Origin of the sequence: Cupriavidus sp. USMAHM13 (genome assembly GCF_001854285.1) — a bacterium.
Lineage (GTDB): Bacteria > Pseudomonadota > Gammaproteobacteria > Burkholderiales > Burkholderiaceae > Cupriavidus > Cupriavidus malaysiensis.
The window spans coordinates 2237268-2263350 of record NZ_CP017752.1; the positions used below are offsets into that span (position 1 = coordinate 2237268).

At 70.4% G+C, this 26083-nt stretch carries 28 protein-coding genes and 1 riboswitch; of the genes, 11 read left to right on the plus strand and 17 right to left on the minus strand.

The window, feature by feature from the left end; translation table 11 throughout:
* Positions 1–73: 73 nt before the first annotated feature.
* On the minus strand, positions 74–1258 hold the full coding sequence (locus BKK81_RS28120) for a methionine adenosyltransferase (RefSeq protein WP_083384494.1): 1185 nt from the start codon (positions 1256–1258) through the stop codon (positions 74–76).
* Between the two features lie 258 nt (positions 1259–1516).
* On the opposite strand from BKK81_RS28120, the gene BKK81_RS28125 reads away from it, so the two are divergent.
* From BKK81_RS28125 to BKK81_RS28140, 4 genes are all read left to right on the plus strand, one after another.
* Positions 1517–2089 carry a LemA family protein gene (locus BKK81_RS28125; RefSeq protein ID WP_231908247.1) on the plus strand — a complete coding sequence of 191 codons (573 nt, stop codon included), beginning with the start codon at positions 1517–1519 and terminating at the stop codon, positions 2087–2089.
* A complete protein-coding gene (locus tag BKK81_RS28130) occupies positions 2086–2937 on the plus strand; it encodes a TPM domain-containing protein (protein ID WP_071019724.1) in 852 nt (283 codons plus the stop codon). Before BKK81_RS28125 ends, BKK81_RS28130 begins: the two co-directional genes overlap by 4 nt.
* Positions 2937–3437: a TPM domain-containing protein gene (locus BKK81_RS28135; protein ID WP_071019726.1), complete on the plus strand. Its 501-nt coding sequence runs from the start codon at positions 2937–2939 to the stop codon at positions 3435–3437. Before BKK81_RS28130 ends, BKK81_RS28135 begins: the two co-directional genes overlap by 1 nt.
* Positions 3438–4086: 649 nt before the next feature.
* The gene (locus tag BKK81_RS28140) at positions 4087–4389 is read left to right on the plus strand and encodes a hypothetical protein (RefSeq protein WP_071019729.1); all 303 of its coding nucleotides are present in this window, start codon (positions 4087–4089) and stop codon (positions 4387–4389) included.
* A 72-nt stretch (positions 4390–4461) separates the two neighbouring features.
* Here BKK81_RS28140 and BKK81_RS28145 read toward each other — a convergent pair whose 3' ends face one another.
* From BKK81_RS28145 to BKK81_RS28155, 3 genes are all read right to left on the minus strand, one after another.
* The gene (locus BKK81_RS28145) at positions 4462–5013 is read right to left on the minus strand and encodes a shikimate kinase (protein ID WP_071019731.1); all 552 of its coding nucleotides are present in this window, start codon (positions 5011–5013) and stop codon (positions 4462–4464) included.
* Positions 5014–5045: 32 nt separating this feature from the next.
* Positions 5046–6068, minus strand: a complete 1023-nt coding sequence (locus tag BKK81_RS28150) for a D-alanine--D-alanine ligase family protein (RefSeq protein WP_071019734.1) — start codon at positions 6066–6068, stop codon at positions 5046–5048.
* Positions 6069–6449: 381 nt separating this feature from the next.
* On the minus strand, positions 6450–6818 hold the full coding sequence (locus BKK81_RS28155; RefSeq protein ID WP_071019737.1) for a hypothetical protein: 369 nt from the start codon (positions 6816–6818) through the stop codon (positions 6450–6452).
* Between the two features lie 54 nt (positions 6819–6872).
* A riboswitch (SAM-I-IV-variant riboswitch) is annotated at positions 6873–6983 on the minus strand.
* 237 nt (positions 6984–7220) lie between these two features.
* Here BKK81_RS28155 and BKK81_RS28160 point away from each other — a divergent pair.
* Positions 7221–8210 carry an AraC family transcriptional regulator gene (locus BKK81_RS28160; protein WP_071019739.1) on the plus strand — a complete coding sequence of 330 codons (990 nt, stop codon included), beginning with the start codon at positions 7221–7223 and terminating at the stop codon, positions 8208–8210.
* Between the two features lie 139 nt (positions 8211–8349).
* Here BKK81_RS28160 and BKK81_RS28165 read toward each other — a convergent pair whose 3' ends face one another.
* From BKK81_RS28165 to pedF, 11 genes are all read right to left on the minus strand, one after another.
* On the minus strand, positions 8350–9804 hold the full coding sequence (locus tag BKK81_RS28165; RefSeq protein ID WP_071022487.1) for an amidase: 1455 nt from the start codon (positions 9802–9804) through the stop codon (positions 8350–8352).
* A gap of 326 nt (positions 9805–10130) precedes the next feature.
* Positions 10131–10568, minus strand: a complete 438-nt coding sequence (locus tag BKK81_RS28170; protein WP_071019742.1) for a cytochrome c — start codon at positions 10566–10568, stop codon at positions 10131–10133.
* A 1-nt stretch (position 10569) separates the two neighbouring features.
* Complete coding sequence (locus tag BKK81_RS28175) at positions 10570–11067, minus strand: c-type cytochrome (RefSeq protein ID WP_083384496.1); 498 nt, start codon at positions 11065–11067, stop codon at positions 10570–10572.
* Positions 11064–11579 carry a methylamine dehydrogenase light chain gene (locus tag BKK81_RS28180; RefSeq protein ID WP_071019744.1) on the minus strand — a complete coding sequence of 172 codons (516 nt, stop codon included), beginning with the start codon at positions 11577–11579 and terminating at the stop codon, positions 11064–11066. Before BKK81_RS28180 ends, BKK81_RS28175 begins: the two co-directional genes overlap by 4 nt.
* A gap of 19 nt (positions 11580–11598) precedes the next feature.
* Positions 11599–12186, minus strand: a complete 588-nt coding sequence (gene mauD / locus BKK81_RS28185) for a methylamine dehydrogenase accessory protein MauD (protein ID WP_071019746.1) — start codon at positions 12184–12186, stop codon at positions 11599–11601.
* Positions 12187–12254: 68 nt separating this feature from the next.
* Entirely contained in the window at positions 12255–12848 is a 594-nt protein-coding gene (locus BKK81_RS28190; RefSeq protein ID WP_071019748.1) for a MauE/DoxX family redox-associated membrane protein, read from the minus strand.
* Positions 12845–14086 carry an amine dehydrogenase large subunit gene (locus BKK81_RS28195; RefSeq protein WP_231908114.1) on the minus strand — a complete coding sequence of 414 codons (1242 nt, stop codon included), beginning with the start codon at positions 14084–14086 and terminating at the stop codon, positions 12845–12847. The genes BKK81_RS28190 and BKK81_RS28195 overlap by 4 nt, the downstream gene beginning before the upstream one ends.
* A gap of 390 nt (positions 14087–14476) precedes the next feature.
* A complete protein-coding gene (locus BKK81_RS28200; protein ID WP_071019750.1) occupies positions 14477–15043 on the minus strand; it encodes a YcbK family protein in 567 nt (188 codons plus the stop codon).
* 73 nt (positions 15044–15116) lie between these two features.
* Positions 15117–16682, minus strand: a complete 1566-nt coding sequence (locus BKK81_RS28205; RefSeq protein WP_083384786.1) for a L,D-transpeptidase family protein — start codon at positions 16680–16682, stop codon at positions 15117–15119.
* 364 nt (positions 16683–17046) lie between these two features.
* Entirely contained in the window at positions 17047–17487 is a 441-nt protein-coding gene (locus tag BKK81_RS28210) for a thioesterase family protein (protein ID WP_071019756.1), read from the minus strand.
* Positions 17488–17591: 104 nt separating this feature from the next.
* Positions 17592–18080 (minus strand): cytochrome c-550 PedF, encoded by a 489-nt coding sequence (gene pedF, locus BKK81_RS28215; RefSeq protein WP_071019758.1) that lies wholly within the window; start codon positions 18078–18080, stop codon positions 17592–17594.
* 321 nt (positions 18081–18401) lie between these two features.
* On the opposite strand from pedF, the gene BKK81_RS28220 reads away from it, so the two are divergent.
* A complete protein-coding gene (locus BKK81_RS28220; protein ID WP_083384788.1) occupies positions 18402–20534 on the plus strand; it encodes a sigma-54-dependent Fis family transcriptional regulator in 2133 nt (710 codons plus the stop codon).
* A 56-nt stretch (positions 20535–20590) separates the two neighbouring features.
* On the opposite strand, the gene BKK81_RS28225 is transcribed toward BKK81_RS28220, so the two are convergent.
* Complete coding sequence (locus tag BKK81_RS28225; RefSeq protein ID WP_071022490.1) at positions 20591–21475, minus strand: MBL fold metallo-hydrolase; 885 nt, start codon at positions 21473–21475, stop codon at positions 20591–20593.
* A 161-nt stretch (positions 21476–21636) separates the two neighbouring features.
* Complete coding sequence (locus BKK81_RS28230; protein ID WP_071019761.1) at positions 21637–22608, minus strand: alpha/beta fold hydrolase; 972 nt, start codon at positions 22606–22608, stop codon at positions 21637–21639.
* A 145-nt stretch (positions 22609–22753) separates the two neighbouring features.
* Between BKK81_RS28230 and pqqA the strand changes: the two genes are divergently transcribed.
* From pqqA to pqqE, 5 genes are all read left to right on the plus strand, one after another.
* A complete protein-coding gene (pqqA, locus tag BKK81_RS34695) occupies positions 22754–22828 on the plus strand; it encodes a pyrroloquinoline quinone precursor peptide PqqA (protein WP_083384790.1) in 75 nt (24 codons plus the stop codon).
* A gap of 123 nt (positions 22829–22951) precedes the next feature.
* Positions 22952–23869: a pyrroloquinoline quinone biosynthesis protein PqqB gene (gene pqqB / locus BKK81_RS28235; RefSeq protein ID WP_071019764.1), complete on the plus strand. Its 918-nt coding sequence runs from the start codon at positions 22952–22954 to the stop codon at positions 23867–23869.
* The gene (gene pqqC / locus BKK81_RS28240) at positions 23866–24558 is read left to right on the plus strand and encodes a pyrroloquinoline-quinone synthase PqqC (RefSeq protein ID WP_071019767.1); all 693 of its coding nucleotides are present in this window, start codon (positions 23866–23868) and stop codon (positions 24556–24558) included. The genes pqqB and pqqC overlap by 4 nt, the downstream gene beginning before the upstream one ends.
* The gene (pqqD, locus tag BKK81_RS28245) at positions 24555–24854 is read left to right on the plus strand and encodes a pyrroloquinoline quinone biosynthesis peptide chaperone PqqD (protein ID WP_071019768.1); all 300 of its coding nucleotides are present in this window, start codon (positions 24555–24557) and stop codon (positions 24852–24854) included. Before pqqC ends, pqqD begins: the two co-directional genes overlap by 4 nt.
* A complete protein-coding gene (gene pqqE, locus BKK81_RS28250) occupies positions 24826–26076 on the plus strand; it encodes a pyrroloquinoline quinone biosynthesis protein PqqE (RefSeq protein ID WP_071019771.1) in 1251 nt (416 codons plus the stop codon). Before pqqD ends, pqqE begins: the two co-directional genes overlap by 29 nt.
* Positions 26077–26083 lie beyond the last annotated feature (7 nt).

Sequence of the window (26083 nt, forward strand, 5' to 3'; positions counted from 1 at the left end):
TGCCGCGCCTTCTCAAAGAGGGCGATGCTCGAAAATGGTGCCTTAGTGATGGCTGCCGGCAGGCGAGAAGGCCTTAGAACACGGGAATCGTCCCTGTCGCCAGTTCCCTGACCAACGTGGGAAGGTTGGCCAGCTGCTGCCGGAGTAGCTCACGGATTTCCTGTTGCTGAGTCGGCGAGAGCCCCTGTTCGGCTACAACATCGATGGCTGCCAGTTGCGGCTGGTCGATTGGGCGGCCGATGCCGGACAGCAGCCGCACCACAACCTCGTTGACGCCGTCCATGTCCGCCGCGATGCGCGCAGCCAACCGGTGGGCGAGCACGTTGTAAAGCTTGCCAACATGCGATGCCGGGTTCTTTCCCGCTGCTGCTTCCAAGGACATTGGCCGATACGGGGTAATCAAGCCGTTGACCCGGTTTCCACGACCCACCTGGCCGTCATCGCCATGCTCCGCGCTCATGCCTGTGACGGTCAGGTAGATTCCACTTTCATTACTGGCATCGCTGTCGTCCAGGGTATTGATGGCAATCTCAACCGCCGGTTCGATGCGGTCCGTAAGGTATGACGCAATCTGGCCCTTCACAGTGAAGTATTCATCGACCGCGCGTATATAGCGGTCAACAAACGCCAGCGCGATGGTGAGACGGTGATGCCCATCGAGTCGACTGCCCATGACTTTGAAATCATGTCCGGCCGCCTGAAAAGAAGCCTCAAAATCACTTGAGCGGAGTAACTGCGAGGCTGAGAGCACAGCCTTCTCGAGGCTGGAAAGTGGCGCATACCCGATGCCGAAAGAAGTGTCATTCGACAGCGGGACGGATGTTGTGCCAGTGACGCGCCGGAGGTTTGGGGCCGAAGGGCGGAGTATGGGCTCTACCCGGATATCGTCGCCGGCCCTGCCTAAGCAGGCCACGAAGTAGTCGCGAATGGCCTGCTCAACGATTTGGTCAGGCTTGGCAGATGGCAGTTCGGTGACAGGGCCCGAGACCATCAACCGCATCGGGCGCAGGAGTTGCCCGCCACCGAATTTCGGCGCACTTATGCCGCCAATGAGTAGCGCCTTGTCGAGGTTGAAATGCTGGATTGCGCCATAAGCCTCAAGGTACGCGCGACACAGGGCATGGGCCGCAGCCTCGACGGCGCCGTCGCAAAGGCTGTCCGGGTGTCCGACGCCTTTGTGCTCGCACATCTCAGTTTGTCCCATCCACTGCAACGGCGCAGTTGAGACGGAAATCGCAATGTTCTCGGCGGCCGGCATCACTCACCCCAATCACAAAGGCACCATATCGCCATTCTATGTAGCCACGCCCATGGTCGCCCCGGCGTCCGCCGCCGCTGTTGAGGCAAATCAAGCAATCGGCCTTTCGCGCGACCTAGGATGTGTGATGAAAACCCGATTTGCGATGGGCGTACCCTCACTTAAATGCCGGGACCGCAGGCGCTGGCAGCAAAAGGAAGGAGAAGTCTCGTGCGAAAGCTATGGTTGGTACTGGCGGCAATACTCCTGATAAGTCTGATGGGATGCGGCTACAACACCATTCAAACTCAGGATGAACAGGTCAAGGCAAGCTGGTCGGAGGTGGTGAACCAGTACCAACGCCGTGCTGACTTGGTGCCAAACCTGGTGAACACCGTGAAAGGTTACGCCAGCCATGAGCGTGAGGTTCTGACGCAGGTAACTGAGGCGCGAGCTCGGGTTGGCACCATTCAGGTCACACCCGAGACCCTGAACGACCCGAAGGCATTTGCGCAGTTCCAGGCCGCACAGCAGCAGTTGTCCGGAACGTTGTCGAGGCTCCTGGCGGTTTCTGAAAACTATCCGCAGTTGAAGGCTGATGCTGGCTTCAGGGATTTGCAGTCCCAACTCGAGGGTACCGAGAATCGGATAACCGTCGCGCGAAACCGGTATATCCAATCGGTGCAGGCCTATAACGTGACCGTGCGCTCGCTACCCTCCAACCTGACGGCAATGGCTTTTGGCTACAAGGAGAAGCCCAACTTTACGGTTGCAAGCGAAACGGCGATAGCCAAGCCACCCCAGGTTGACTTCGGTGGGGCTCCCGCCAGCGCGCCTGGGGGTGCCAAGTGAAATGGCTTGCGGTTGCCAAAGGCTTGTTCCTGGTCTTGCTCGTTTCGGTGTCTCTGGGCGCTGCGGCGGACATCGCCGTTCCCGCCCTCACGGCCCGCGTAACTGACCTGACCGGCACGCTGACAAGCGAACAGCGGGCTGCCCTCGAACAAAGGCTGCAAGCCTTCGAGAGCGAGAAGGGAAGTCAGATAGGCGTGCTGATGGTTCCGACCACGCAACCCGAAGTCATTGAGCAATACTCCATCCGCGTGGTCGAGAAATGGAAACTCGGGCGTAAAGGAGCGGATGACGGAGCCCTGCTCATCATCGCGAAAGACGACCGAACGATGCGTATCGAGGTCGGTTATGGCCTTGAAGGTGTCCTCACCGATGCGATGAGCAAGCGCATCATCAGCGATGACATCGTTCCCCGCTTCAAGCAGGGGGACTTCTATGGCGGCGTCACGGCTGGCGTCGAACGCATTATTGGTGTCATCAACGGCGAGCCGTTACCCCCAACGAGGCGAACAAGAGGCGAGCGCGGCGATGACTCGGTGAGGCAATTCCTGCCGGTCATCCTAGTGCTGACGCTCGTAGTGGGCGGTGTGCTGCGTTCCCTCCTGGGCAGAGGACCAGGTGCCGTTGCCACCGGGGGCGTGGTCGGCATTATTGGCTGGGTACTTTCCGGAGCAATCGCCGTCGGCGTCATGGCTGGCGCTATCGCGCTCGTCTTTACGATGTTTGGCGGTTCCCATATGGGCTTTCGGGGAATCGGCGGCCGTGGCGGCTTCGGTGGCGGGTCTGGACGGGGCGGCTTCAGTGGCGGCGGTGGTGGCTTTGGCGGCGGCGGCGCCTCGGGAAAATGGTGATGGCGAACCTTCAGCGCATGGCGCGACATCTGCTGATGACGCACTGGCGAGTCAGGCGGACCTTCCCGCACGAAACCTTGCTCGCAATCGAGCAGGCCATCGCGACCAGCGAGTCTACTCACATCGGACAGCTGCGCTTCGCCGTAGAGGGGGCGCTGAGCTTTGCAGCGCTAAGCAAGGGGCTCACGGCGCGTGAGCGTGCCATCGAGGTTTTTTCGCATCTACATGTTTGGGATACCGAACACAACAATGGCGTCTTGATTTACCTGCTGCTGGCAGACCGCAGCGTTGAGATTGTTGCTGACCGTGGCATCCATGCGAGGGTGAAGCAAGAAGAGTGGGACGCCATTTGCCGGCAGATGGAGGACACCTTTCGCCGGAACGAGTTCAAGCAGGGAGTGCTTCGGGGCATAGAGGCCATCGGAAGCCTTCTGGCAACACACTTTCCCACTGGCGTTGGCGGCACGGATGAATTGCTCAACACGCCAGTGATTCCGTAGGTTGCGGTGAAGAGCCTGGTACAGGTGTGAGGTCCGTGGGGGAGCGACGTGTGTCGCATTCCAGACTCACAACGGTCATAGGATCGCTTTCGACAGATGACCGTAACTGGCCGCAAGCAGCCAATCAATCTGTCGGCTTCTCTGCAGCATGCATTGTTGATGATCGCCGATGTAAGACGACTGCTATCGAAGAAGGCCGATTGCCCTTGGTCGCCGAGTACGCAAATTTGCCGCGCGCCGGTGCCAGCTTGGCAGCGTGCGCACCGCTCCCGGCTATAGATCGGGAAAGGCGTCAACTTACCTGCTAGATGCGAATACTCTCGCGGTTGCAAATTCATAGTATCCAGCCGATGCGAACGCATGTGAAGCGCCAAACGGCCCATCCCGCGATATACCCAGCCCGTCACGGCAACCACCGCGACCGGGTTTGGCAGTCCGAACAAGAAGGCGGACGGCCGCTCCAGAGCGGCCTTTCCAATGGTCGCTCTCCACCTCCAGGCATCGGCATTTCGGAGAGCGTACCGAGTACCGCTAATTCGGGAGATCTCATCATGCTCCGCTTCTTGTTCCACTTCGCTGCGTTCCCTGGCATCGCGCCTTCCACGCCCATTCGCGCCAAGCCTCAGGTCCAGGACGAGGGAGGCCCGCAATGACCAGCCCCCGCCAACACACCCGCCACGGCCTGACCGCCGAACACCGTAACGCCAACATCCACCTGCACACCCGCATCCCTTGCGAGTCGCCGCTGAGCCAGGCCACGGAGAAGTCGGCGCAGCTCTATGCCTTGCTGTTCCTGGCGCGCGATAGCGCGGAGTCGGGCATCTTCGGCGACCTGAACCCCGAAATCCAGTTGCGTGTGTTGTCGCTGGCCATCGGGCTGGCGCAAGAGGCGTTGGTACTGAGTGAACTGGCCGCACAGGGCGGGGCGGGCGGCGTTTCCGAAGACGGTTGAAATCCGGGCAAGGGAGCCAGCGGCGTGCTGGCCTCCGCATGCCCGTCTGGGGCTCAGTCCGGGCTACGCGGCTCAAGCCCGTGCCAACGAATCCCGGATAAACCGTTCAATCGAGGCCGCGATCGCATCGACAGGTCCCTCGCTGACAAAGCGCGCGCAGTTCAGTGCCATCAAGCGCGGGAACCGATCGCGGATTTTCCTGGCCTCGCTTTCCGCGCTTGCCTTGAGATAGGTTCGGGACAATTGCCGCGCGACGATCAGGCTGGTGCATTTCTCCAGGTCGAGGGCGGGCAGCAAGAGCGCGGTGCGTGCATCGGACTCGATGCTGCTGCGGATGGATGGATAGGCTGGCGCAATGTCCGACGGATACGTCATGAACCCGGACGAGAGCGCGCAGACCATGGGCTCGGCCACGCGATGCCTGAGGTCGGCGTACAGCTGGATATTGCGTCTTGCGTATCCGGCGTAGCCGTGGCGATCTATCAGGCCGCCGATATGGCCGTGCCATGACAAGAAGCATTGGTCCAGATCGACAAAGCGCCAGTTCAGCCGGCGTGCCAGGACCGCGCCGATGGTGCTCTTGCCGGCCCCTCCTGGCCCGATCAGATGTGCGACAGGGAACATTGATCTCTCCGGCGGCGGCGGCCGGAACGCTGTCATCCCCGTCGCCGCGCTATCCCCGCCCGGCAGATCCGCTCACACAACTCGGCAAACGACACCCCGCTCGCCGCCGCTGACTGCGGCAGCAGGCTCGTCGCCGTCATCCCCGGCAGGGAATTCACTTCCAGGCACCACAGGCGGCCCTGCGCGTCGAGGCGGAAGTCGGTGCGGCTGTAGCCGTCGAGCTTGAGCGCGCGGTGCACGCGCAGCGCGGCGTCCTGCGCGGCGGCGGTGATGGCGTCGGGCAGGTCGGCGGGGAAGATCTCGCGCACGGCGCCGGGCTGGTACTTGGCGCGGTAGTCGAACACGGCTTGGGGTTCGATCAGGATCTCGCCGACCGCCAGGGCCTGGTCGCCGAGTACGCCAACGGTCAGTTCGCGGCCGGCGATGAATTGTTCGAGCATGACTTCACGGTCGAAGCGGGCAGCGTGCTGGATGGCGGCGTCCAGGGCGTCGGGGCTGCGGACGATGGACAGGCCGACCGTGGAGCCTTGCCGGTTGGGCTTGACCACCAGGGGGTAGCCGAGGTCCCGCGCCACCGTTTCGGGCGGGCAGGGGCCCATGTGCCAGCGCGGCGTGGCGACGCCAGCGGCGACGAACAGGCGCTTGGACATGTCCTTGTCCATGGCGATGGCGCTGGCGAGGTGGCCGCTGCCGGTGTAGGCCATGCCGGCCAGGTCGAGCATGGCCTGCACGGTGCCGTCTTCGCCGGTGCCGCCGTGCAGGGCCAGGAAGACGACGTCGACGTCGGCCAGCGCGGGCGTGCGGATCAGGCTGGTTTCGGCCGAGCGCAGCACGGCGAGGGCGTCGGAGGCGGGCGGGGCCTCGTCCACCTTGGCGCTCAGCAGCCGGACTTCGTCTTCGTCGCTGAGCAGGCCGCGCGAGGTTTCCACGGCCAGCACATGGTGGCCGGCGCTGCGCAGGGCCTGGATGACTTGCGCGCCGCTGGCGATGGAGACTTCGCGTTCTTCGCTGGTGCCGCCGAACAGTACCGCTACCTTCAGTTTGCTATCTGGCATGGGGGCTGGGTTCTCGCAATGATGGGCCGCCCGTGCCGGTGGCGGGCAGGGGCGGGACTGGGTCGACGGCCGATGCGTCGGACACCGTCAGGCTCTGACATGGCTCAGACGTTGCCGCGGCCGAAAGTTTCCCTGATTCGGGCAGGAGACTGCAATGGACGTGACAACCGACAGCACGACGGCTGTCGCAATGGTCGCTTTCCGGCCGTCAGTGCGTGCCACGCGGATTGCGGCCGGTTGGCTGGATACTGAAGCATTTGCTTGGCTTTCAATCGTGCCCACAAGGCGAGGCCTTACCGGCGCTTCTTGCCACTGGGTGCATGCGACCGGGATCGAGGCGGCCCGGACACTGGCGCGTCCGGGCGGGCGGCCTGGAGTGTCTCAGGCCGGCCGGCCGCGCCGCAGGTACAGGTGCTCCAGCCGGATCCGCAGCACCTCGTCGAGCGCCAGCAGCTCCTCGCGCACGGCGCGCGCACAGGCCTGGCTGACGCCGCGCAGGCGTACCTCCTGGGCCAGCAGCGGGCCGCTGCGCACCACGCGCCAGCCGTCGACGGTGCCGCCGCAGGCTGTCATGCGGCCGGAGACGTCATCGACGACCCTGTGATCGGGTACCGAAGTGATGTGCAGGATGTGGACCAACTGGTCGCCCGCTGGCGGAAATTCCGTGCCGGTGGTGCAGGCGGTCTTGCCGGGGGTGGAGCTCGAGGTGTCCGCAATGGGACAGGGGGAGGAGGATTGTGTCTGCTGCATAGCTGCTCGCAATTGGATCACTGTAAGGATCACTCGAACCGGTGCGCGCCATGCCGCTTCCCGCTTCGTTGCCGACCATCGGCCGCATCGCCTTGAGGCAACCACCTTGCCCGGGAGAGGCAGGTTGGCGTTGGTACCGTCGGGTACCAACTCTGGATGCAGGGGCGACTATAGCAGACGGCGCGGGGCCGGCGGAAGGGGCGGGTGCCGCACTGGGCACCACATCGGTGGCCGCGGCGGGCGCTTGCGTCGTCGGCGCGACGGCATGGGATTGCCCCGCTTGCGTGGCGGAGCCGTTTCGCTACACTGGCCCCGTAGTGCCCGCACGCCGGCCGGAACCGATGCGTGACGGGCGCCGGAACAGGCCACAGCATAGGGCCGATACCCCAGGCAGACATTTCCATGAAGCCCACCCCGTCCCCTTCGGCGCCCCCGCCGTCACGGGCCGCGCGCGGCCTGCGCCGCTTCGTCGCGGACGACGTGCAGGCCGCCGCGGCCGAACTCGACGGCTGGCAGCAGCGCTACCAGCAGCTCACGCCGGGCCCCTTCCGCGCCGAGGTGCAGCAGGCTGCCTTCGGCGATGTCCATGTGTTCCGCGAACAGACCTCGCAGGCCTTGCTCGAAGAGGGCGAGGCGATGCGCGGCTACCTGTCGCTGGCGCTGCCGCATGCACAGTGCGATGGCGGCTGGTTCCACGGCTATGCGATGCGTGGCGCGGGGCTGCTGACCGCCGGAAACGGCAAGGCCCTGGCCATGCGCACCCCGCGCGAACTCGATCTGCTCGGGCTGACCCTGCCGCTGCCGGCGCTGCAGCACGCGCTCGCGCTGGCCGGCGGCGCACCGGTGACGGTGGCGCAACTGCCACCGGTGCGGCAATTGCGTCCGGGCGTGGCGGCGGAACTGCGCGCGGCGCTGCTGTCGGTGCTGGGCACCGCGGCGCTGGAGACCGAGGTGTTCCGTCACCGCTTCGTCGAGAGCGCGATGCGCGATGCCTTGCTGCTGGCGGCCGCCACGGCACTGACTGCCGACGGTGACCGCACGCATGAGTCGCTGCCCACGCCCACGGTCAGGCGACGGCTGGTGGCCGACGCCTACGACATGGTGCGCGCCGCGCCCGAAGCCGGCTGGAGTGTGCTGGCGCTGTGCGAGCGGCTGGGGGTATCGCGCCGCACGCTGCAGTACAGCTTCAATGAGGTGACCGGACTGGCGCCGCTGGACTTCGTGCGCGCGGTGCGCATGAACGGCGCGCGGCTGGCGCTGCGCGCCGGCACCGCGGATTCCGTGGGAGCGGTGGCGGCGCGCTACGGCTTTCATCACCTGCCGCGCTTTGCGGCGCAGTATCGGGAGTTCTTCGGCGAGTTGCCATCGCAGACGCTGGCGCGGCCGCGTTGAGGGTGAGGGCTGGCGGCGTTGCCGGGCGGATCTTGCAGGCGCTAGCATCAAGCGAGCTGGGTCGCGCTGGCGATGGCTGCCCTCGCCGTATCCACATCAGGCCGTTACTCCACCAAGCCATCCCGCGCGACCTTGCTCGCTACCCCAGCATCGCCCGCGGCAGATGCCGTCCCACCCAGTCCCGCTCCTGCTCATAGGCGCGCGCCAGCCGCAGCACGCTGAGGTCGCCGCGCGGCCGCCCGATCAGCTGCATGCCCATCGGCAGGCCGTTGCTGCCGAAGCCGACCGGCACGCTGATGGTGGGGCAGCCGGACAGGGTCCACGGAAACACGACTTCCATCCAGCGGTGGTAGGTGTCCATCGGCCGGCCGGCGATGGACTTGGGCCACGGCTGGTTGACATCGAAGGGGAAGACCTGCGCGGTGGGCACGGCGATGTAGTCGAAGCGGGTGAAGAGCCGGTCGAGGGTGTCCAGCCAGGCGCTGCGCTCCACGCTGGCGTGGTACACGTCGTTGCCGCTCAGCTGCAGCGCGCCTTCGATTTCCCAGATGGCGTCGGCCTTGAGCAGCGCGCGTTTGGCGGGGTCGCGGTAGAACGGCAGCATGCCGTTGCCGACCAGGAAGTGGCGGTGCGTGAGCCAGGCCTTCCACAGCCGTTCCGGCGCGAAGGGCGGTGCGATGCCTTCGACCGCCACGCCGAAGGCGGGGAAGGCCTGCAGCGCCTGTTCGCACAGCGGCAGGATGCCGTCTTCCATCGGCAGGTAGCCGTTCCAGTCGCCCAGCCAGGCCACGCGCTTGCCCTTGAGGTCGGCGGCCAGCGCTGCCTGCACGTTGTCGGGGGTCAGCGCGGCCAGCGCGGGGTCGCGCTCGAGCGCCAGCGGTGTGCGCGGGTCGGGTCCGGCCTGGGTGGCGAGCAGCAGGGCGACGTCGGCCACGGTGCGGCCCATCGGGCCTTCGTAGCCGAGCTGCTGCAGGAAGACTTCGGGTGTCGGTCCGTAGGGCACGCGGCCCATCGACGGGCGCATGCCGTACACATTGCAGAAGCCGGCGGGGTTGCGCAGCGAGCCGCCGAAGTCGCTGCCGTCGGCCACCGGCAGCAGGCGCAGGGCCAGCGCGGCGGCCGCGCCGCCGCTGCTGCCGCCGGCGCAGCGGGCCGGGTCGTAGGGGTTGCGGGTGGCGCCGTAGACCGGGTTGAAGGTCTGCGAGCCGAGCCCGAACTCGGGGGTGTTGGTCTTGCCGAGCAGGATGGCGCCGGCGCGGCGCGCGCGCTCGACGATGATGGCGTCCTGGGTCGGCACGTTGTCGCGGAAGATCGGCGAGCCGAAGGTGGTACGGATGCCGCGCGTCAGCGCCAGGTCCTTGGGGGCCTGCGGCATGCCGTGCATCCAGCCGGGGCGCTGGCCGGCGCGCTGGCTGGAGGCAAGGGCGGCATCGGCGGCAGCCGCTTCGCGCAGCAGCAGCTCGCTGTCGCGGCGGGCGACGATGGCGTTGGCGACGGGATTGACGCGGTCGATATGGGTCAGGTAGGCGGCCATCACTTCGCGGCAGGAGACGCGGCGCGCGGCGATCTCGCGCGAGAGCTGCCAGGCGGGCATCAGCACGATGGGGTCGGGGGTGGCGCCGGCGCGGGGCGCCGGGGCTGCGTGGTCATCGGCGCCGGGCACGGCGGCCGTGGCGCCGGCGGCCGCCGTGCCGAGCGCGGCACCGGCGAGGCGGCCCAGCCATTGGCGCCGGGTGGGTTGCGGCGGTGCCGGGGCGGTGGCGGTGCCCAGGGTATCCGAGGCATCCGGGGTATCCGAGGCAACTGCCCGGGGCGAGGCGGCGGGGGTGGTCATTGGGCGGTATCCGGGAAGGGGTTGGGGGCGGTGATGAATCGGTCGGCAGGGGCGGCGTGGAAGTCCGGCTGGAATGGCCGCGCCTTTCAGCGGGGCGCCGGCAGGATGGACGCGCGCCGCGCCATCACGTCGTCGAGCGGATCGTGGCGGTAGCGGGCGACCTCCTGCCGGGTGAAGCCGGGCGAGGCCACGCCGGGCCCGAAGGCCGGCACCATCCAGTTGAACAGTTCGGCGATCTCGGCATCGCTGAGGTCGGAGCCCGAGGTGCCTGGCACCTGGATCACGAAGGCCCGCCCGGCGGCCGAGGCGAGCAGCCGGGGCAGCGTGGCGCGCATGTCGGGGATACCGGCGGCGGGCTTGCCGGCACCGTCGGGCAGGTGGCAGCCGGAGCAGTGCAGCAGGTAGTTGGCCTGGGCGCGCGGCAGCCGCTCCTGGGCGTGCGCGGGGCCGGCCAGCAGGCCGCACGCGGCGGCGGCCAGCAGCGCGGCGCGGGCCCGTGCGCGGCGCGGCGCGGCGCTCGCCATGTCAGCGTGCCGTGGCGCCATCGCGCAGCTTGCGCACCGCGCCGGGCGTCTTGCGCTCGGCGCGCGCCTTGGCCAGCAGCTCGGCCCCGACGCTGGGCGCGGCCTGTCCGTTCTGCGTGCCGAGCCAGGCCAGCACCGCCGCCAGGTCGTCGTCCGGCAGCGTGGCGAAGGACGGCATGATGCCGTTATAGGACTGCCCCTGCGATTCGATCGGGCCGGCCAGGCCATGCACTACCACATTGGCCAGGTAGGCCTGGCCGGCGGGCGTGGCCAGCCGCTCGCGCAGCGCGCCGGCCAGCGGCGGGGCCACGCCGGCGATGCCGGAGGCGTCCGCGTTATGGCAGGCAGCGCAGTTGGCGGTGAACAGGGCCTTGCCGTCGGGGGCGGCGGTGGCGGCGGTGGCGGCGAGGGGACTGGCGGCGAGCGCGGCCAGCAGCGCGGGGAGGAGAGTGGGAAGGACAGCGCCGGTGAGGGCGCCGAGCCGGGTGAAGCGCGTCATTCCTGTACTCCGAGGATGATGGAGGTGGTGCAATGGAACATCGTGCTGCTGTTGCTCATGCACCAGTTGACGTCGTTGTGCACGCCGAGCTTGTAGCCCGGGCGCTCGCGCTCGTTGGTGTTGCACTCGCAGCGGCCGCAGGTCGTCTTGCCGCAGCAGTCGTTGTAGCTGACCATGTAGTCCTTGCCGTCGGCCGGGTTGCGGCAGGTGCCGACCCAGGACACGCGCGAGGGCTCGGTGCCCGGCGGGCAACTGGTGGAGCTGCCGCCGCAGCAGGCGCACAGGAAGCCGTCGACGGCGCAGTATTTCCAGTAGTCGCAGGAGGTCTCGTCCACGCCCTTGCCGGGGCGCGCGCCATGCGCGGCGGCGGCGTGGGCGCTGCGGTCGAAGGGCAGCACGGGCAGCGCCAGCCCGCCCACCATGGCCTTGCCCAGCGTGGCCAGCGCGCTGCGCCGGCTGGTGCGCTGGGCCGTGCGGCGGGCCTGGCGCTCGATCCATCGGTCGAACCACATCACAAATGTCTCCGTGCCGTCAGGCGTGGGTTTCGAGGAACTGCTGCACCGAGGCCACGTTCAGGTCCATGGCGGTGAACAGGCTTTCGAGCTGCTCGCGCGAGTTGACCAGCCCCTTGGCGCGCAGCGTGCCGGCGCTGTCGAGCAGCACGGCGTAGGGCAGCTTGCCGATCTGCAGGTGCATGCCCAGTTCCTTGGACAGCACGTAGGGGAACTCGGCCAGCCCGGCCTGGCGCAGGAAGGCCAGGTGCTCGGGCTGCTCGCCGTCGGAGGCGAGCACGATGCGCAGCCAGGCGCGCTCGCTGGCGGCGATCGACTTCAGCACCGGCAGCAGCTTCTTGCAGATCGGGCAGGTGGGCGCGAGGAAGAACAGCAGCGTGCTGGCGGGCTGCGCGCCGCCCACGGCGACGGCATCGCCGCGCACGTCCTGCAGGTCGAAGCGTGCCAGCGGCTGGCCCACGCGCGGGCCGGCGTCGATCATCAGCGCGCCCATCGGCGCGACCCGTTCATAGAGGATGCCGACCTGGCGCGCGAGCGCGTAGAGGCCGAACAGCAGCGCCAGCACGGCGATCCACAAGACGATATTGGCGATAACGAGAGCGGTCATGGTGAACTCGGCTTGATGCGTGATGCTTGAAGTGGAAGGAAGCGGGGACGTCCGGCGTCGCGGCGGCGTCAGCCGCGCGCGCGCCCGGCATTGACCAGTAACTGGGTGGCAGCCAGCCACAGCAGCAGCAAGGCCAGCGCGCAGAAGGCGGCGGCAGCCCAGTCGAGCGTGCCGAGCGCGCGCGCCATGCCGGTGCCGGCCACGTCGCTGATGCCGGCCGCGCCGGCCAGGCTGCTGCTGGTGGAGGCCGCCGCCGCCGCGAGCACGGCCAGCAGGCCCGCGTTGCGCGCCAGCAGCGCGCCGGAGATCGGCATGCTGTCGGCGGCCGCCCCGCAGCCGCAGCGCAGTTCGCGCCGGCCGCGCGCCAGGTTGACGGCGACCGCGGCAGTGGCGAGGCCGGCCACCGCCAGCCCGGCCAGGGCCGGGCCCGGGCTCTGCGGCAGCAGCACCAGGCCGAGCGCGGCGGCGCCCTCGGCCGCGACAAAGGCCAGCGCGCCGGTGCGCGTCCAGGCCGGCGGCAGCAGGCCATAGGCGGCGAAGGCAGCCTGGAAGCGGGCCAGGTCGCGCAGCTTGGGCGCCACCGACAGGCCCAGCACCAGGGCTGCGGCGGCGTGGCAGGCGGCGGCGACGATGGGGTCGGCCAGCAGGGCGGCGGCATTCATTGGTGGGCCTCCACGCGCAGGGGGTTCTCGGCTACGCCGTCCAGCCGCGCGACCGGCTTGAGCCCCTGCGCCGGGTCGAGCGCGACCACGCCGGAGGTGGTGGCGTCGAGGGCGTACAGGGTCGGGCGCGCTTCCTGGGTGACGGTCAGCGCCAGCGCGTGCTGGCCCGGGGCGCGCGCCAGGCGCTTGTGGCTGGCCAGGTCGACGGTCCAGATCTCGTCGGCCGGCGACTTGTGCGAGCCTTCCCGGCCGCGCGGATGCATGCCGACGAAGAGCCGCCGGGTGGCGGCGTGCACGGCGAACAGCTGGTAGCCGCCCGGGCGCCAGCCGCGCCTGGCATCGGCGCTGCCGAGCAGGGACCAGGGCGGGTCGAAGGCGGGCGTTTCGCCGGACAGGTCGGCGCGATAGACATTGCCGTGGAAGGAGACGAAGTAGAGCGCGTCGCCGATGGCTTCCGCATGCAGGAAGACCGGGTCCTGCTGCGGGTCGAACAGCCGCGCGCTGCGCTTCTGGCCGGCCGGCTGGCCTTGCGCGTCATGCTCGATGGTGAGCATGGCGCCGTCGCTGCACAAGGTGCGCAAGCGCTGGCTGGAGGCCGGCGTGGCGTAGATGCCCCAGCAGCCGGGGGTCGGCACTTCGGCGGCCAGCTTGCCGGCCTGCAGGTCGACGATGCTGACCGAGGTGGCGGGCGTGGCGTTCTGCACGTAGAGGAAGCGTCCGTCCGCCGAGACCGCGATGATGCCGCGGTAGGGCAGCGACTGCGCGTGGCGCGGCGGGATCACGATCTCGCTGCGGTAGGCCAGGGTGTCGGCGTCGTAGAGGCTGACCACGTCGGCGCGCTCGCCGCGCGACAGGCGCGGGTAGTAGGTGGCGACCACGTAGAGGGTGCGCTTGTCCGGCGACAGCACGGCCTGGCCGCCGAAGCCGGTCGGTACCAGGCCGAGGTACTTCATGCGCTTGCCGTCGACCACGTGCAGGCGCCCGTCCACCATGTGGCGGAAGGCCACGTCGGAGATATAGAGGCGGTCGGCATCGGCCGGCGGCAGCTGCGTGACGGTGAGCGTCTCCGGCGGCAGGTCCTCGGCGCACGCGGCGGGGACGCCGCAGACGGCGGCGAGTGCCGCGAGGGTGGTGAAAGCGGCGCCGGCCAGGACCGAGGCGGTGGTCCGGCGGCGGGGGCGGGTGGTGCGCCATGGCATGCGGTTCGTGCGGCCTGGCGCCCGGCTGGGGTGCTTCACGGCGGGCTCCTGTCGAGGCGGGATGGGAGCCAGTCTAGGGAGGGGCGCGCTGCCGGCGTGAGCCGGAATCGGCAAGGCGGGGACCGGGACTTGTACGGAGCGCTGCCGGCGCCGTTTCAGCGCGGGCGCGGCAGGTGTGCGGCGCGGGGTGGCGGATCAGGCGGCCGGTGCACGTCCGGTGCGCGTACGGTGGAGGTGCGGCGCGTGCCGCTGCCTTGGCATGGGGCGTGCCGCATCACGCTGGTCATCCGTTTTCGGCAATGGCGGCGCGGCCGAGGGCCTGCGCCCGGGGAACCCGGCGACCAACCCGGCGACCAACCCGGCGACCAACCCGGCGACCAGAAGGTCCGCCGGCCAGGAGGCCGGGAGGTGGCAAGGGCGGCCGGCAGCTTACCAGGCCCGCACGCGTCCCGTGTCCACGTGGACGAACTGCTCCTTCTCATAGAACCCGACGCCGCCGCCCTGCAGCGACAGCGCGGCGTCGCGCAGCTCGGCCAGCGGCACGCCGGCCAGGCGGATGTCGATGGCCTGGCCGTCCATGTGCAGGCTGCGCCTGGCCACGCCGCCACCGCCGGTGTGGCGCAGGCGGGCATTGGTGGCCGGGCTGCGGAAGCCGGAGATGACCTGGAAGGGTTCGTCGGTGCCGAGTGCCTGGCGCAGGCGGAACAGCAGGCCGAACAGTTGCGGGTCCATATTGCCGACCTGGCCGGAGTAGTGGTCGCGCAGCAGGTGGTTGAGCGATTGCAGCGCCTGCGGCACGAAGGTGTCGCCGATGGCGAAGACGGTGGAGAGGCGCTCGCCGGTGTGCAGGTTGTCGAAGGACAGCGCGTGGGCGCCGGGCAGGGCCGCGAGCGCGGCCAGCGCCGGCTGCGGGGCCAGCGGCAGCAGGCCGGTGGCGAGCGCGGCGGCGCCGGCGCGGTGCAGGAAGCGGCGGCGGGGGTGGACGGGGTCGGACATGGGCGGGACTCCTGTGGGGGTCATGTGCCGGCGTGCGGGGCCGGCTCGGTAGCGCGCTGTCTGTAGTGTACGGTCAGTTGCGCACTGCCAGGCTGCGCTGCCTCGGCGCGAGCTTGCCGGCCGCCATGCGCCGCGTCGAATGTTGGCGCAGGGCCTGGTCGAGCAGGCGGTCGAGGCCGTAGATGTCGGGCAGGAACATCACGCGGCCGTCCTCCTGCACGATGGCGGTGCCGTAGGCCAGCACCACCGGCAGCGGCTGCTGCAGCCGCAGCGTGTTCGACTGGCCCTTGGTCATGGCCTGGCGGATGCGGGCCTCGTCCCAGCCGGCCATGTCCTGCAGCACGAAGCGCGCCAGCGCCACCGGTTCCTCGACGCGGATGCAGCCGTGGCTGAGGTCGCGCCGGCCGCGCTGGAACAGTTGCACGGTGGGCGTGTGGTGCAGGTAGATATTGTCGTTGTTAGGGAACACGAACTTGATGTCGCCCAGCGCGTTCTGCGGGCCCGGCCGCTGGCGGATGCGCATCTGGCCGTTCAGCACGGCGTCGAGATTGGCGTCGGACAAGGTGGTGACGGCGCGGCCGTCGCCGCCGACGAACTCGAAGCCCTGGCGCTGGAAGTAGGCAGGGTCGCGGCGGATGCGCGGGATGGTCTCGGCGCGGGCGATCGAGCGCGGCACGTTCCAGTACGGGCTGAACTCGATGTAGCGCATGTCCTCCTTGAACAGCGGTGTGCGCGTGTCGAGCGCCTTGCCCACGATCACCTTCATCTGTACCTTGACCTGCACCTGGCCGTCGTGGACCTCGTAGGCACGCAGCACGAACTCGGGCACGTTGACCACGATCATGCGCGGCGCGTCGAGCAGCGGGGTCCAGCGCAGGCGCTCCATGGTCAGCTCGATCTGGCGCACGCGCGTGGCCATGGGCGTGTTGAGCTGGGCCAGGGTGCCGCCGCCGAGCACGCCGTCGGCGTCGAGGCCGTGGCGCGCCTGGAAGGCCTTGACGCCGTTGACGAGCGCGCCTTCGTAACGCGCGGGCACGCGCGTGCCGGCGGGCAGGTCGCCCAGCGCTTCCAGCCGCCGTGCCAGCGCGGCGCTGCCGGCATAGGCCTGGCCTGGCGCCAGCTTGCCGCCGGGCAGCGCCGGCAGCGGCGCCGCGAAGGCGGGATCGCCGGCGAGCGCGCGGTAGTGCGCCAGGGCCCGGCGCAGGGCCGGGTAGAGCGGGAAGGCTGGCGCGGCCGCATGCAAGGCTTCGGGCAGGCGCTGGTGTGCCAGCGCTTCGCGCAGGGATGCCGCGGGATCGAAGGTGTCGCCGGCGGCATGGGGGAAATTGGCGTGCACCTGGCGCGGATCGACGCGGCCGTCGTGCAGGTCGGACAGGTAGCGCTGCATGGCGCGCGTCAGCGAAGCGTCCAGCGCGCCGGCGGCATCCGCCGCCAGCGGCGCCCCATCGCGCGCCTCGCGCACGGCGCGGCGCAGGCCCTCGGCATCGTAGTCGCTCGCATCCAGCCCGTCGGCGGCGGCGCCGGCCAGGGCATCCACCGCCTGCAGGGCGGCATCGCTCGGCCTTCCCTGCGTGAACCACGGTGTGGCGCCGGCCTCACTGCCTGCGCTGTCGCTGGCACTGGCAAACGCCGGCGGCATGGCCCAGGCCGTGGCACAGGCCAGCAGGCAGGCGCCGAGCACACGCCGGGCGAAGGCGCGGCGCGGTGCCCGGGGCGGCGTGGGGTGACGCGCGTGGCGGGTGGCGGGCAGGACTGCAGGCAGGGTGGCGGGCAGGACAGCGGGGCAAGGCATCGTTTCTCCATCGGCTTCCCCGGCGCTGGCGCATGGGCCGCTCCGGCAGGCAGGGCAGGCGCGGCGGCAGATCACTGCGGGGAGGAAACGATAGTGTACCGCCGGGGTCGGCCGCCGCCGGTCGCGCCAGCGCGCGCGGCGGACCGCTCCGGCGCGACGGCTTGATGTGCGTCAAGCCGCCGTGGCGGTGCCGCGCTGCCCGGCCGGGGCCTCACACCCAGTTGACGCGCGGAAAGCGCCCGGGGAAGGCCTCGGGCATCGGCACCACCTGCTTCTGCATGTAGTTGAAGAAGACGAAGCCCGACTTGGCCATGGCGATCAGCGCGCCGTCGCGCGGGCGGGTGATGCGGAAGATGATGTCGCCGCCGTACTTGTTGAAGTCCATCACGCCCACCTCGAAGCGCAACTGGTCGCGCGCATGGGCCTCGTTGCGGTAGGTGGTGGCGAGGTCGGTGACGATGATGCCGACGCCTTCCCCCTGGATCTCGCCGATGCCGAAATCATGCAGGAAGCGGGCACGTGCCTCGGAGATCATGGAGATCATCGAGTCGTTGGCCAGGTGGTTGGCGGAATTGATGTCGGTGACGCGCACCGTCAGGTGGGTGTCGTAGCAGAACTGCTCTGCGGGAAAGTCGAGCTGCAGGCGGGCCATTGGGATGGATACGGGTAAGACGGAAGCGGCCGCGCCACCGGTGAGGCGCGGCCGCGGGGGCCCTATGATAGTCGATGGGCGCCGCCGCGCCCGCCGGTCGGCGCTCAGGGCGCGCCGCGCGACTCGATATAGGTGCGGATCGCCCACACCGCCTCCTGCGACAGCGTGCCTTCGAAGGGGGGCATGTAGACGCGGCCGTCGCGGGTGCGGCCCTGGCGTACCGTGGTGGAGAAGTACTGGTCGATCTCGCTGCGGCAGGCTTGCTTCTTGGCCGGATCGGACAGCGAGGTGCAGTCGGTGTCGAGTGCGCGCAGGTCCGGCGCGATGCCGCCCGAGACCGCTTCCAGCCCGTGGCAGCGCGCACAGTTCTGGTTGTAGGCCGAGCTGCCGATATGCAAGGCTTCCTTGTGGGCGGCGCCGCTGCGATAGGGATTGTCCGGCTTCCATTCCGCGCCGAGCTGCGGCAGCGTGCCGATATCGACGGCCTGCGGGACCACGTCGCCGTGGGCCTGCACGAGGGCGGGCAGCGCGGCTGCGGCGCCGGCCAGCGCCAGCGCGCGCAGCCAGGGGCGGAATCGATGCGGTCGGGCCATGGGTGTCACCTCCGTTTTGGTTGGTTTCTGTCTTGTTTTCGATAGGTACTCGCCGCTCGCGCGGTGTTGGCGGACCTATCTGCAAATGGCATACCAGGGTCGGAGGGCCCGGCGCGGTAGGATATTGCACCGCATCGTGACAGGCGGGCACGGCCGGCGTGCCCCGAAATGGAACACGCTGGCAAGCCTCTTGCTTCACCATGCAACAGTACCCCGGAACAAGTGGGGTACAAGCGGCGGCAAGGCGCCCCAGGCGCGCCGCCGGCGACCCGCGCGCACAGACCGCGGGCGAACCGAACAGGAGAAGGAGACCATGCCATGATGACTGCCCACCCGGCCGGCCAGGCGGCCGGCGGTGGCACCGTCCCGGATTGGGACGGCACGCCCACGGAGACCATCGCGCAGGCGCACCAGCGCTCCGAGGCCTATGGGCTGCGGCGCTACGAGGCGCCCGACTACGGCCAGGCGGCTGCCGGCGAACTGCGCGACGGTATCGCCCACAGCCAGTCGCTGTATACCCACGCGCTGCCGGTGATGGAGACGCTCTACGACCAGATCGTCAACACCCACAGCATGGTGATGCTGACCGACGCCTCGGGGCTGATCCTGCATTCGCTGGGCGACGACGATTTCCTGCAGAAGGCCGACAAGGTGGCGCTGCGCGCCGGCGCGGTGTGGTCGGAGGAAAGCAAGGGCACCAACGCCATCGGCACGGCGCTGGCCGAAGGGCGGCCGACCCTGGTCCATGCCGGCGACCACTTCCTGCAGGCCAACCAGTTCCTGACCTGCTCCTGCGCGCCCATCGTCGATCCCTACGGCCGCACCGCCGGCGCGCTGGACGTCTCCGGTGACCATCGCGGCTTCCACAAGCACACCATGGCGCTGGTGCGGATGTCGGCGCAGATGATCGAGAACCAGCTGTTCGGCAACGCCTTCCAGGACATGGTGTGCGTGCATTTCCACTCGCGCCAGGAGTTCCTCGGCACCATCGTCGAGGGGCTGGCGGCGTTCACGCCGGGCGGCCGCTTCCTTTCGGCCAACCGCAGCGGCCAGTTCCAGCTCGGCCTGTCGCTGGGGGCGCTGCAGGTGCACACCTTCCCCTCGCTGTTCGGCGTGGCCATGTCGGAACTGTTCGACGCGCTGCGCGCGGCCCACGGCGGCGCGCTGGCGCTGCGCCTGCCGAGCGGGGTCAAGGTGTGGGCGCGGGTGCAGTACAAGCGCTCCGAGGCGGTGTCGGGGGCGCGCCTCGCGACCGATCCCGCGGCGGCCGGCGTGGCGACCGCGGTGAGCGAAGTGCCGCCGGCCATGCCGCGCCGGCTGGCGCCTGCGGTGCCGCAGGCGGCCGAGGGCCTGGCCGGCCTGGACACCGGCGACGCGCAGATGCACGCGGTGATCGGCAAGCTGCGCAAGGTCATCGGGCGCGAGGTGCCGGTGATGATCCTGGGCGAGACCGGCACCGGCAAGGAACTGCTGGCACGTGCCATCCATGCCGACAGCCCGAACCGGCAAGGCCCCTTCGTGGCGGTCAACTGCGCCTCGATCCCGGAGACGCTGATCGAGTCCGAGCTGTTCGGCTACGAGGAAGGCGCCTTCACCGGGGCGCGCAAGAAGGGCGGGGTGGGCAAGATGCTGCTGGCCAACGGCGGCACGCTGTTCCTGGACGAGATCGGCGATATGCCGCTGCATCTGCAGGCACGCCTGCTGCGCGCGTTGCAGGAGCGCGCGGTGACGCCGCTGGGCAGCAGCAAGGTGATCCAGGTTAGCTTCTGCCTGGTGTGCGCCACCAACCGCAACCTGCGCGAGGAGGTGGCGGCGGGGCGTTTCCGCGAGGACCTGTACTACCGGCTCAACGGCCTGGTGGTGCGCCTGCCGGCGCTGCGCGACCGCACCGACCTGGCCGCCATCGCCACCCGGCTGCTGGCGCAGGACCGCACGCCGGCCTGCCCGGAACGCCTGGGCGAGGGGGTGATGCGGATGTTCGGCAGTTACCACTGGCCGGGCAATATCCGCCAGCTCGGCAACCTGCTGAACACGGCACGGCTGATGGCGGCGGGCGAGGACGAGATCGACGAGTCGCACCTGCCGGACGACTTCCTGGAAGACTGGCAGGAGCGCCAGGCGCGCGCCGGGCAGGCCGTGGCCGCCGGGCCGGGGGGCCTGGCCGCTCAGCCGGCCGCGCCCGCTTTCGGCTTGCCGTCGGCGGCCGCCACGTCCGCCGCGCCGGCCGCGCCTGCCGCGCCTGCCGCCACGCCGACCCGGCTGGCCGAAGTCGAGGCGCTGGCCACGGTGGCCGCGGTGCGCGCGCATGGCGGCAATATCTCGGCCGCCGCCAAGGCCCTCGGCATTTCGCGCAACACCGTCTACCGCAAGATCGGCGAGGCGGCACGCTTGCTGCAGCCGGGGGGTGCCGATCCGGGCACCGACCCCGGCAGCGGCGGCGGGCCGGACGCCTGAGCTCCGCTAGCCGGCCCGAGCTCTCCTCGGCGTGAGCGCGTCCTGCGCCGGCACCCTCAGCCCGGCGGCGCCTCGCGCAGGTAGCGGTCTTCCAGTTCCAGCCAGGCGCGCTGCACATTGAGCGCGTGGCGCGGCGAGAAGCCGCGCCAGTGGCGGAAGCCGTCTCCCGGCACGGCGCGGGCGGCGTCGGCAGCATCGCCGCCGCTGCGCCAGGCGCGCGCGATATCCGCTTCCAGGGCATCGAGATAGGCCAGCGTGGGCGCCAGCGTCTGCGCCGGCGTGCCCACCCCGGCGCCGGCAACACGGCGCACCTCCCACCCCAGCAGCTCGCGCAGCGCCGCCTGCCAGCCGGCCAGGCTGCCCTCGCGCAGGTCCGGCACGCGCTGGCGTGTGGCCAGGCCGCCGGCGCACAGCAGGCCGCTGGCCGGCGCGTACAGCACGGTATCGCTCGGGCTGTGCGCGTCGGCGAAGACGCGCACGCGCCAATCGATCGAGCCGGTGGCGAAGCGCGCCCCATCGCGCAGCGCGGGCGCCGGCAGCACGATGCCTGTGCCGGCCAGCGTGCCGGCGCCAAGCAGGGCGCGCAGATGGTCCAGGCAGGCCGCGCAGCGCGCGCGCATCAGGGCGGCGGTCTGCGGCGAGGCGACGAAGACGGGGCGCGGCCGCAGCGCGGCGAAAGCCGCGTTGCCGAGCACATGCTCCGGATGGGCGTGGGTATTGACCACCCAGCGCACCGGCAGCGGCGTCAGCCGGCGGATCGCCGCCAGCAGGCGCCGGCCCCACCGCAGGTGCGGGCCGGGATCGACCACCAGCACGCCGTCGCCGGCCAGCACCACCAGCGAGGGGACCACCGCGCCGGCATTGGCGCGCGCGGGCTCGGCATTGACGGCCTCGGCCACCCAGGTACCCGGGCCGAACGGCCGCAGCGCGAGCGGCGGCATGGCCGCCGCGGCGACGGAGGCCGGTGCGGGCAGGCCGGACCCGCTTCCGGCGTGGCGTGCGGGCTGTGCGGCCTGCGCGGTAGCGGCCGGCGGCAGCCATGCGCCGAGGACCAGCGCCGGGGTTTGCGCCAGCCAGCGCCGGCGTGGGAGTGCCGGCCCCGTCATGCCGACTGCCGCCGGATGGCCCGGCCCAGCGCCTCGGCCATCGCGCCCTGCGCCAGGTGTCCGCCCGCGATCCGCCACAGCTCGGCCTGCGGGATGGCGCGGCGCAGCCGCTCGGCATTGCGCGGCGGGCAGACGCGGTCGCGCGTGCCGTGCAGCAGCGTGACCGGGATGCCCTGCGCGCCGACCGCCGCCGCCGCACGCAGCAGCGCGGCCTTGCCCAGGCCGCAGCGGCGCGGCAGGTAGCGGGCCTGGATGCGGTACTTGCGGCACAGCGCGCGTTCGGCGCGCCTGGCCGCGAGCGAGCGCGCGCCGGCACGGTCCGCACCGTCCGAGCGCCGCGCCGGCCGTCCCGCCAGCAGGCCGGCTTCGACGCGGCGCCAGCGCCACGCGGTGTCCCGTTGCTGGACAGGTGTTCCGTTTTGCAACAGTTGCACTGTCGCAAGCAGCTGCGCCTGTGCCGCGCCCAGCCGTGTGTGCGCCGCAGCATGGGCGCGCGGCGCCAACATCGAGGCGCCGCGCGCCCGCGCGCTGAACAGCCGCAGGATGTCGTCGCGCCCGGTCAGGAAGCTGCCGCGCAGGACCAGCCCGGCCACATGCGGCGCGTGGCGGGCGGCGTAGGCCAGGGCCAGCGCGGCGCCCCAGGAGCCGGCCGCCACGTGCCAGCGCTCGATGCCGAGGGCGCGCCGCAGCCGCTCCAGGTCGTCCAGCAGCGCGCCGGTGGTGTTGCGCCGGAGCGAGCCGGCCGGGCGCGAGCGGCCCGCGCCGCGCTGGTCCGGCAGCACCACGCGGTGGCGGGCCAGGTCGAACCAGTCCGCCATCGACGGCGCGCAGCCGCTGCCCGGCCCGCCGTGCAGGACCAGCCAGGGCGTGCCGCCGGGCGGGCCGAGCAGGCGCACGTGCAGGCGGTGCGCGTCGGGTGTGCGCAGCCAGAAGACCTCGCCGGACGGGGGCGATGGCGTGTTGGGCATGGAATTTGCCTCGTCAGGGTTCATGCGCGGCGGCCCGGATGGACGCCCGCGCAGGCCAGGCGAACACGATCCGTGCCAGCCGGGCGCACCGTAGCAACGAGCCATCCGGACCAAGCCAATCCGACATCCGAATCAAGGAGGAGACATGACCTGGAATACCCCCGCCTACACCGAACTGCGCCTGGGCTTCGAGATCACGATGTACATCGCGAACCGCTGACGCCGTAGCCGGCCGGGCCCGCCCGCGCGGCGGGCCCGGCCGCGCAGCCTGCCGTGCCGGCTTCCCGCGAACCGGCGGGGCCGCACAGACAAGGGAGACAGGCGCACCGCGCCCGACAAGAACATGGTGACACTGCGGGTACTGGGATCCGCCGCGGGCGGCGGCTTTCCCCAATGGAACTGCAACTGCCCGAACTGCGCCGGCGTGCGGCGCGGCACCGTGCGCGCGACGCCGCGCACACAATCCTCGATCGCCTTGAGCGAGAACGGCAGCGACTGGCTGCTGGTCAATGCCTCGCCCGACATCCTGGCGCAGGTCCGCGCCACGCCGGCACTGCAGCCGGCACGCAGCCAGCGCGACAGCGGCATCGCCGCGGTGCTGCTGATGGACGCCCAGATCGACCACGTCACCGGCCTGCTGATGCTGCGCGAGCATGGCCGGCCGTTGCCGCTCTACGCCACCGCGCCGGTGCTGGCGGATCTCGACCAGGCTTTCCCGCTGCGGCGCATCCTGTCCCACTACTGCGGCCTGGAGGCCCACCCGCTGCCGCTCGACGGCAGCGCGCTGCGCCTGGCCGCGCTGCCGTCGCTGGCCTTGACGCCGGTGCCGCTCGACAGCAAGGCGCCGCCGTACTCGCCCAACCGCGAGGCCACCCAGCACGGGGACAACATCGGCCTGCGCGTGGTCGACACGCGCAGCGGCGCGCGCCTGTTCTACGCCCCGGGGCTGGGCGCGATCGAGCCGCACGTGATGGCCGAGCTGCAGGCGGCCGACGTGGTGCTGGTGGACGGCACCTTCTGGCAGGACGACGAGATGCCGAAACTGGGGCTGTCGGCCAAGCGCGCGCGCGATATGGGCCACCTGGCCCAATCCGGCCCGGGCGGCATGATCGAAGTGCTGGATGCCGTGCCGCGCGCCCGCAAGATCCTGATCCACATCAACAACACCAATCCCATCCTCGACGAAGACTCGCCGCAGCGCCGCCGCCTGGCCGCGCACGGCATCGAGGTGGCCTGGGACGGCATGGAGATCGCGCTATGAGCCACAGCGAACCCTGGAGCCCGGCGGAATTCGAGGCCCGGCTGCGCGCCCGCCAGTCGGGCTACCACATCCACCATCCTTTCCACCAGCGCATGGCGGCCGGCGCCTGCACGCCGGAGCAGATCCGCGGCTGGGTGGCCAACCGCTTCTACTACCAGGTCCGCATCCCGCAGAAGGATGCGGCCATCCTCGCCAACTGCCCGGAGCGCGAGACGCGGCGCGAGTGGGTGGTGCGCATCCTCGACCACGATGGCACCCCGGAAACGCCGGGCGGCATCGAGGCGTGGACGCGCCTGGGCGAGGCGGTGGGGCTGTCGCGCGAGCAGCTGTGGTCGCAGCGCCTGGTGCTGCCGGGCGTGCGCTTCGCCGTCGACGCCTATGTGAACTTTGCGCGTAGCGCGCCCTGGCAGGAGGGGGTCTGTTCCTCGCTGACCGAGATGTTCGCGCCGGAGATCCACCAGCAGCGGCTGTCGGGCTGGCCCGAACACTATCCGTGGATCGAGCGCGAGGGGCTGGCCTATTTCCGTTCGCGCATCCCGCTCGCCCAGCGCGACGTCGACCATGGGCTGCGCGTGACGCTGTCCCATTTCCGCACGCCGGCGCTGCAATTGCGCGCGCTGGAGATCCTGCAGTTCAAGCTCGACGTGCTGTGGTCGATGCTGGACGCCATCGAAAAGGCCTATCCATGAGCGCCGCCCCGACCACCGAGACCGCGCCGGCGCCTGCCGCCGCGGCGCGCAGGCCCAGCCTGCACGGCACCTTCCGCCTGCAGTGGGAGCCCGCCCAGCAGGCCTGGGTGCTGCTCTATCCGGAAGGCATGGTGACGCTGAACGACAGCGCCGCCGCCATCCTGCGCCACTGCGACGGCACGCGCACGCTCGACATGCTGATCGACGACCTGCAGGCCGCCTTCGGCGTCGATGGCATCGCCCCCGAGGTCCACGCCTTTGTCAGTCATGCAATCGAACGCGGCTGGCTGGTCTGAGGCGGTGCCCGCGGACGCCGCGGCGGCGCGGCCGGGGCCGCCGCTGTGGCTGCTGGCCGAGCTGACCTACCGTTGCCCGCTGCACTGCGCCTTCTGCTCCAATCCGCTCGACTACGCCCGCCACGAGGCCGAGCTCGATACCGCGCAGTGGCTGGACGTGCTGACGCAGGCGCGCGCGCTGGGCGCGGTGCAGCTCGGCCTGTCCGGCGGCGAGCCGCTGCTGCGCAAGGATCTGGAAACCCTGGTGGCGCACGCGCACGGGCTCGGCTTCTATACCAACCTGATCACCTCAGGCATCGGCCTCACCGACGCACGCCTGGCCGCGCTGCGCGAGGCCGGGCTCGACCATATCCAGCTCTCCTTCCAGGATTCGACCCGCGAACTGAACGACTTCCTCTCCAGCACCCGCACCTTCGAGCTCAAGCGCCGCGTGGCCCGCAGCATCAAGGCGCATGGCTACCCGATGGTGCTCAACTGCGTGCTGCACCGCTACAACCTGCCGCACGTGGGCACCATCATCGAGATGGCCTTGCAGATGGGGGCGGAATACCTGGAACTGGCCAACACGCAGTATTACGGCTGGGCCTGGCACAACCGCCAGGCGCTGATGCCCGATGCCCGGCAGCTGCGCGAGGCGGAGGCGGTGGTGGAGCGCTACCGGGCCCAGGTGGGGCAGCGCTGCCGCATCCTGTTCGTGGTGCCGGACTACTTCGAGGGCAAGCCGAAGAAGTGCATGAACGGCTGGGGCACGACCTTCCTCGGCGTGGCGCCGGACGGCACCGCGCTGCCCTGCCACGCGGCGCGCATGCTGCCCGGGCCGGCGCTGCCCAATGTGCGCGAGCACGGCCTGCGCTGGATCTGGCAGGAGAGCGAAGCCTTCCAGCGCTTCCGCGGCACCGGCTGGATGCCCGAGCCGTGCCGCAGCTGCGACGGCCGCGAGGACGATGCCGGCGGCTGCCGCTGCCAGGCGTTCCTGCTGACCGGCGACCCGGCGGCCACCGACCCGGCCTGCGAGCGCTCGCCCGAGCACGGACGCGTGCGCGAGGCGGTGGCGCAAGGCGCGGCGTCGATGGCAACCGGTCCGGGCGTGGCGGCCACGCGCGGCGTGGCGCACGGGAGGCTGGCGGCGGCCCTGGCGCCGCGGGACGGTGCCGCAGCGGCGTCCACCGCGCCGCTGGTGTTCCGCACCGACGCCAACTCACTGCGCCTGAGCCGGGGCTAGCCGGCGC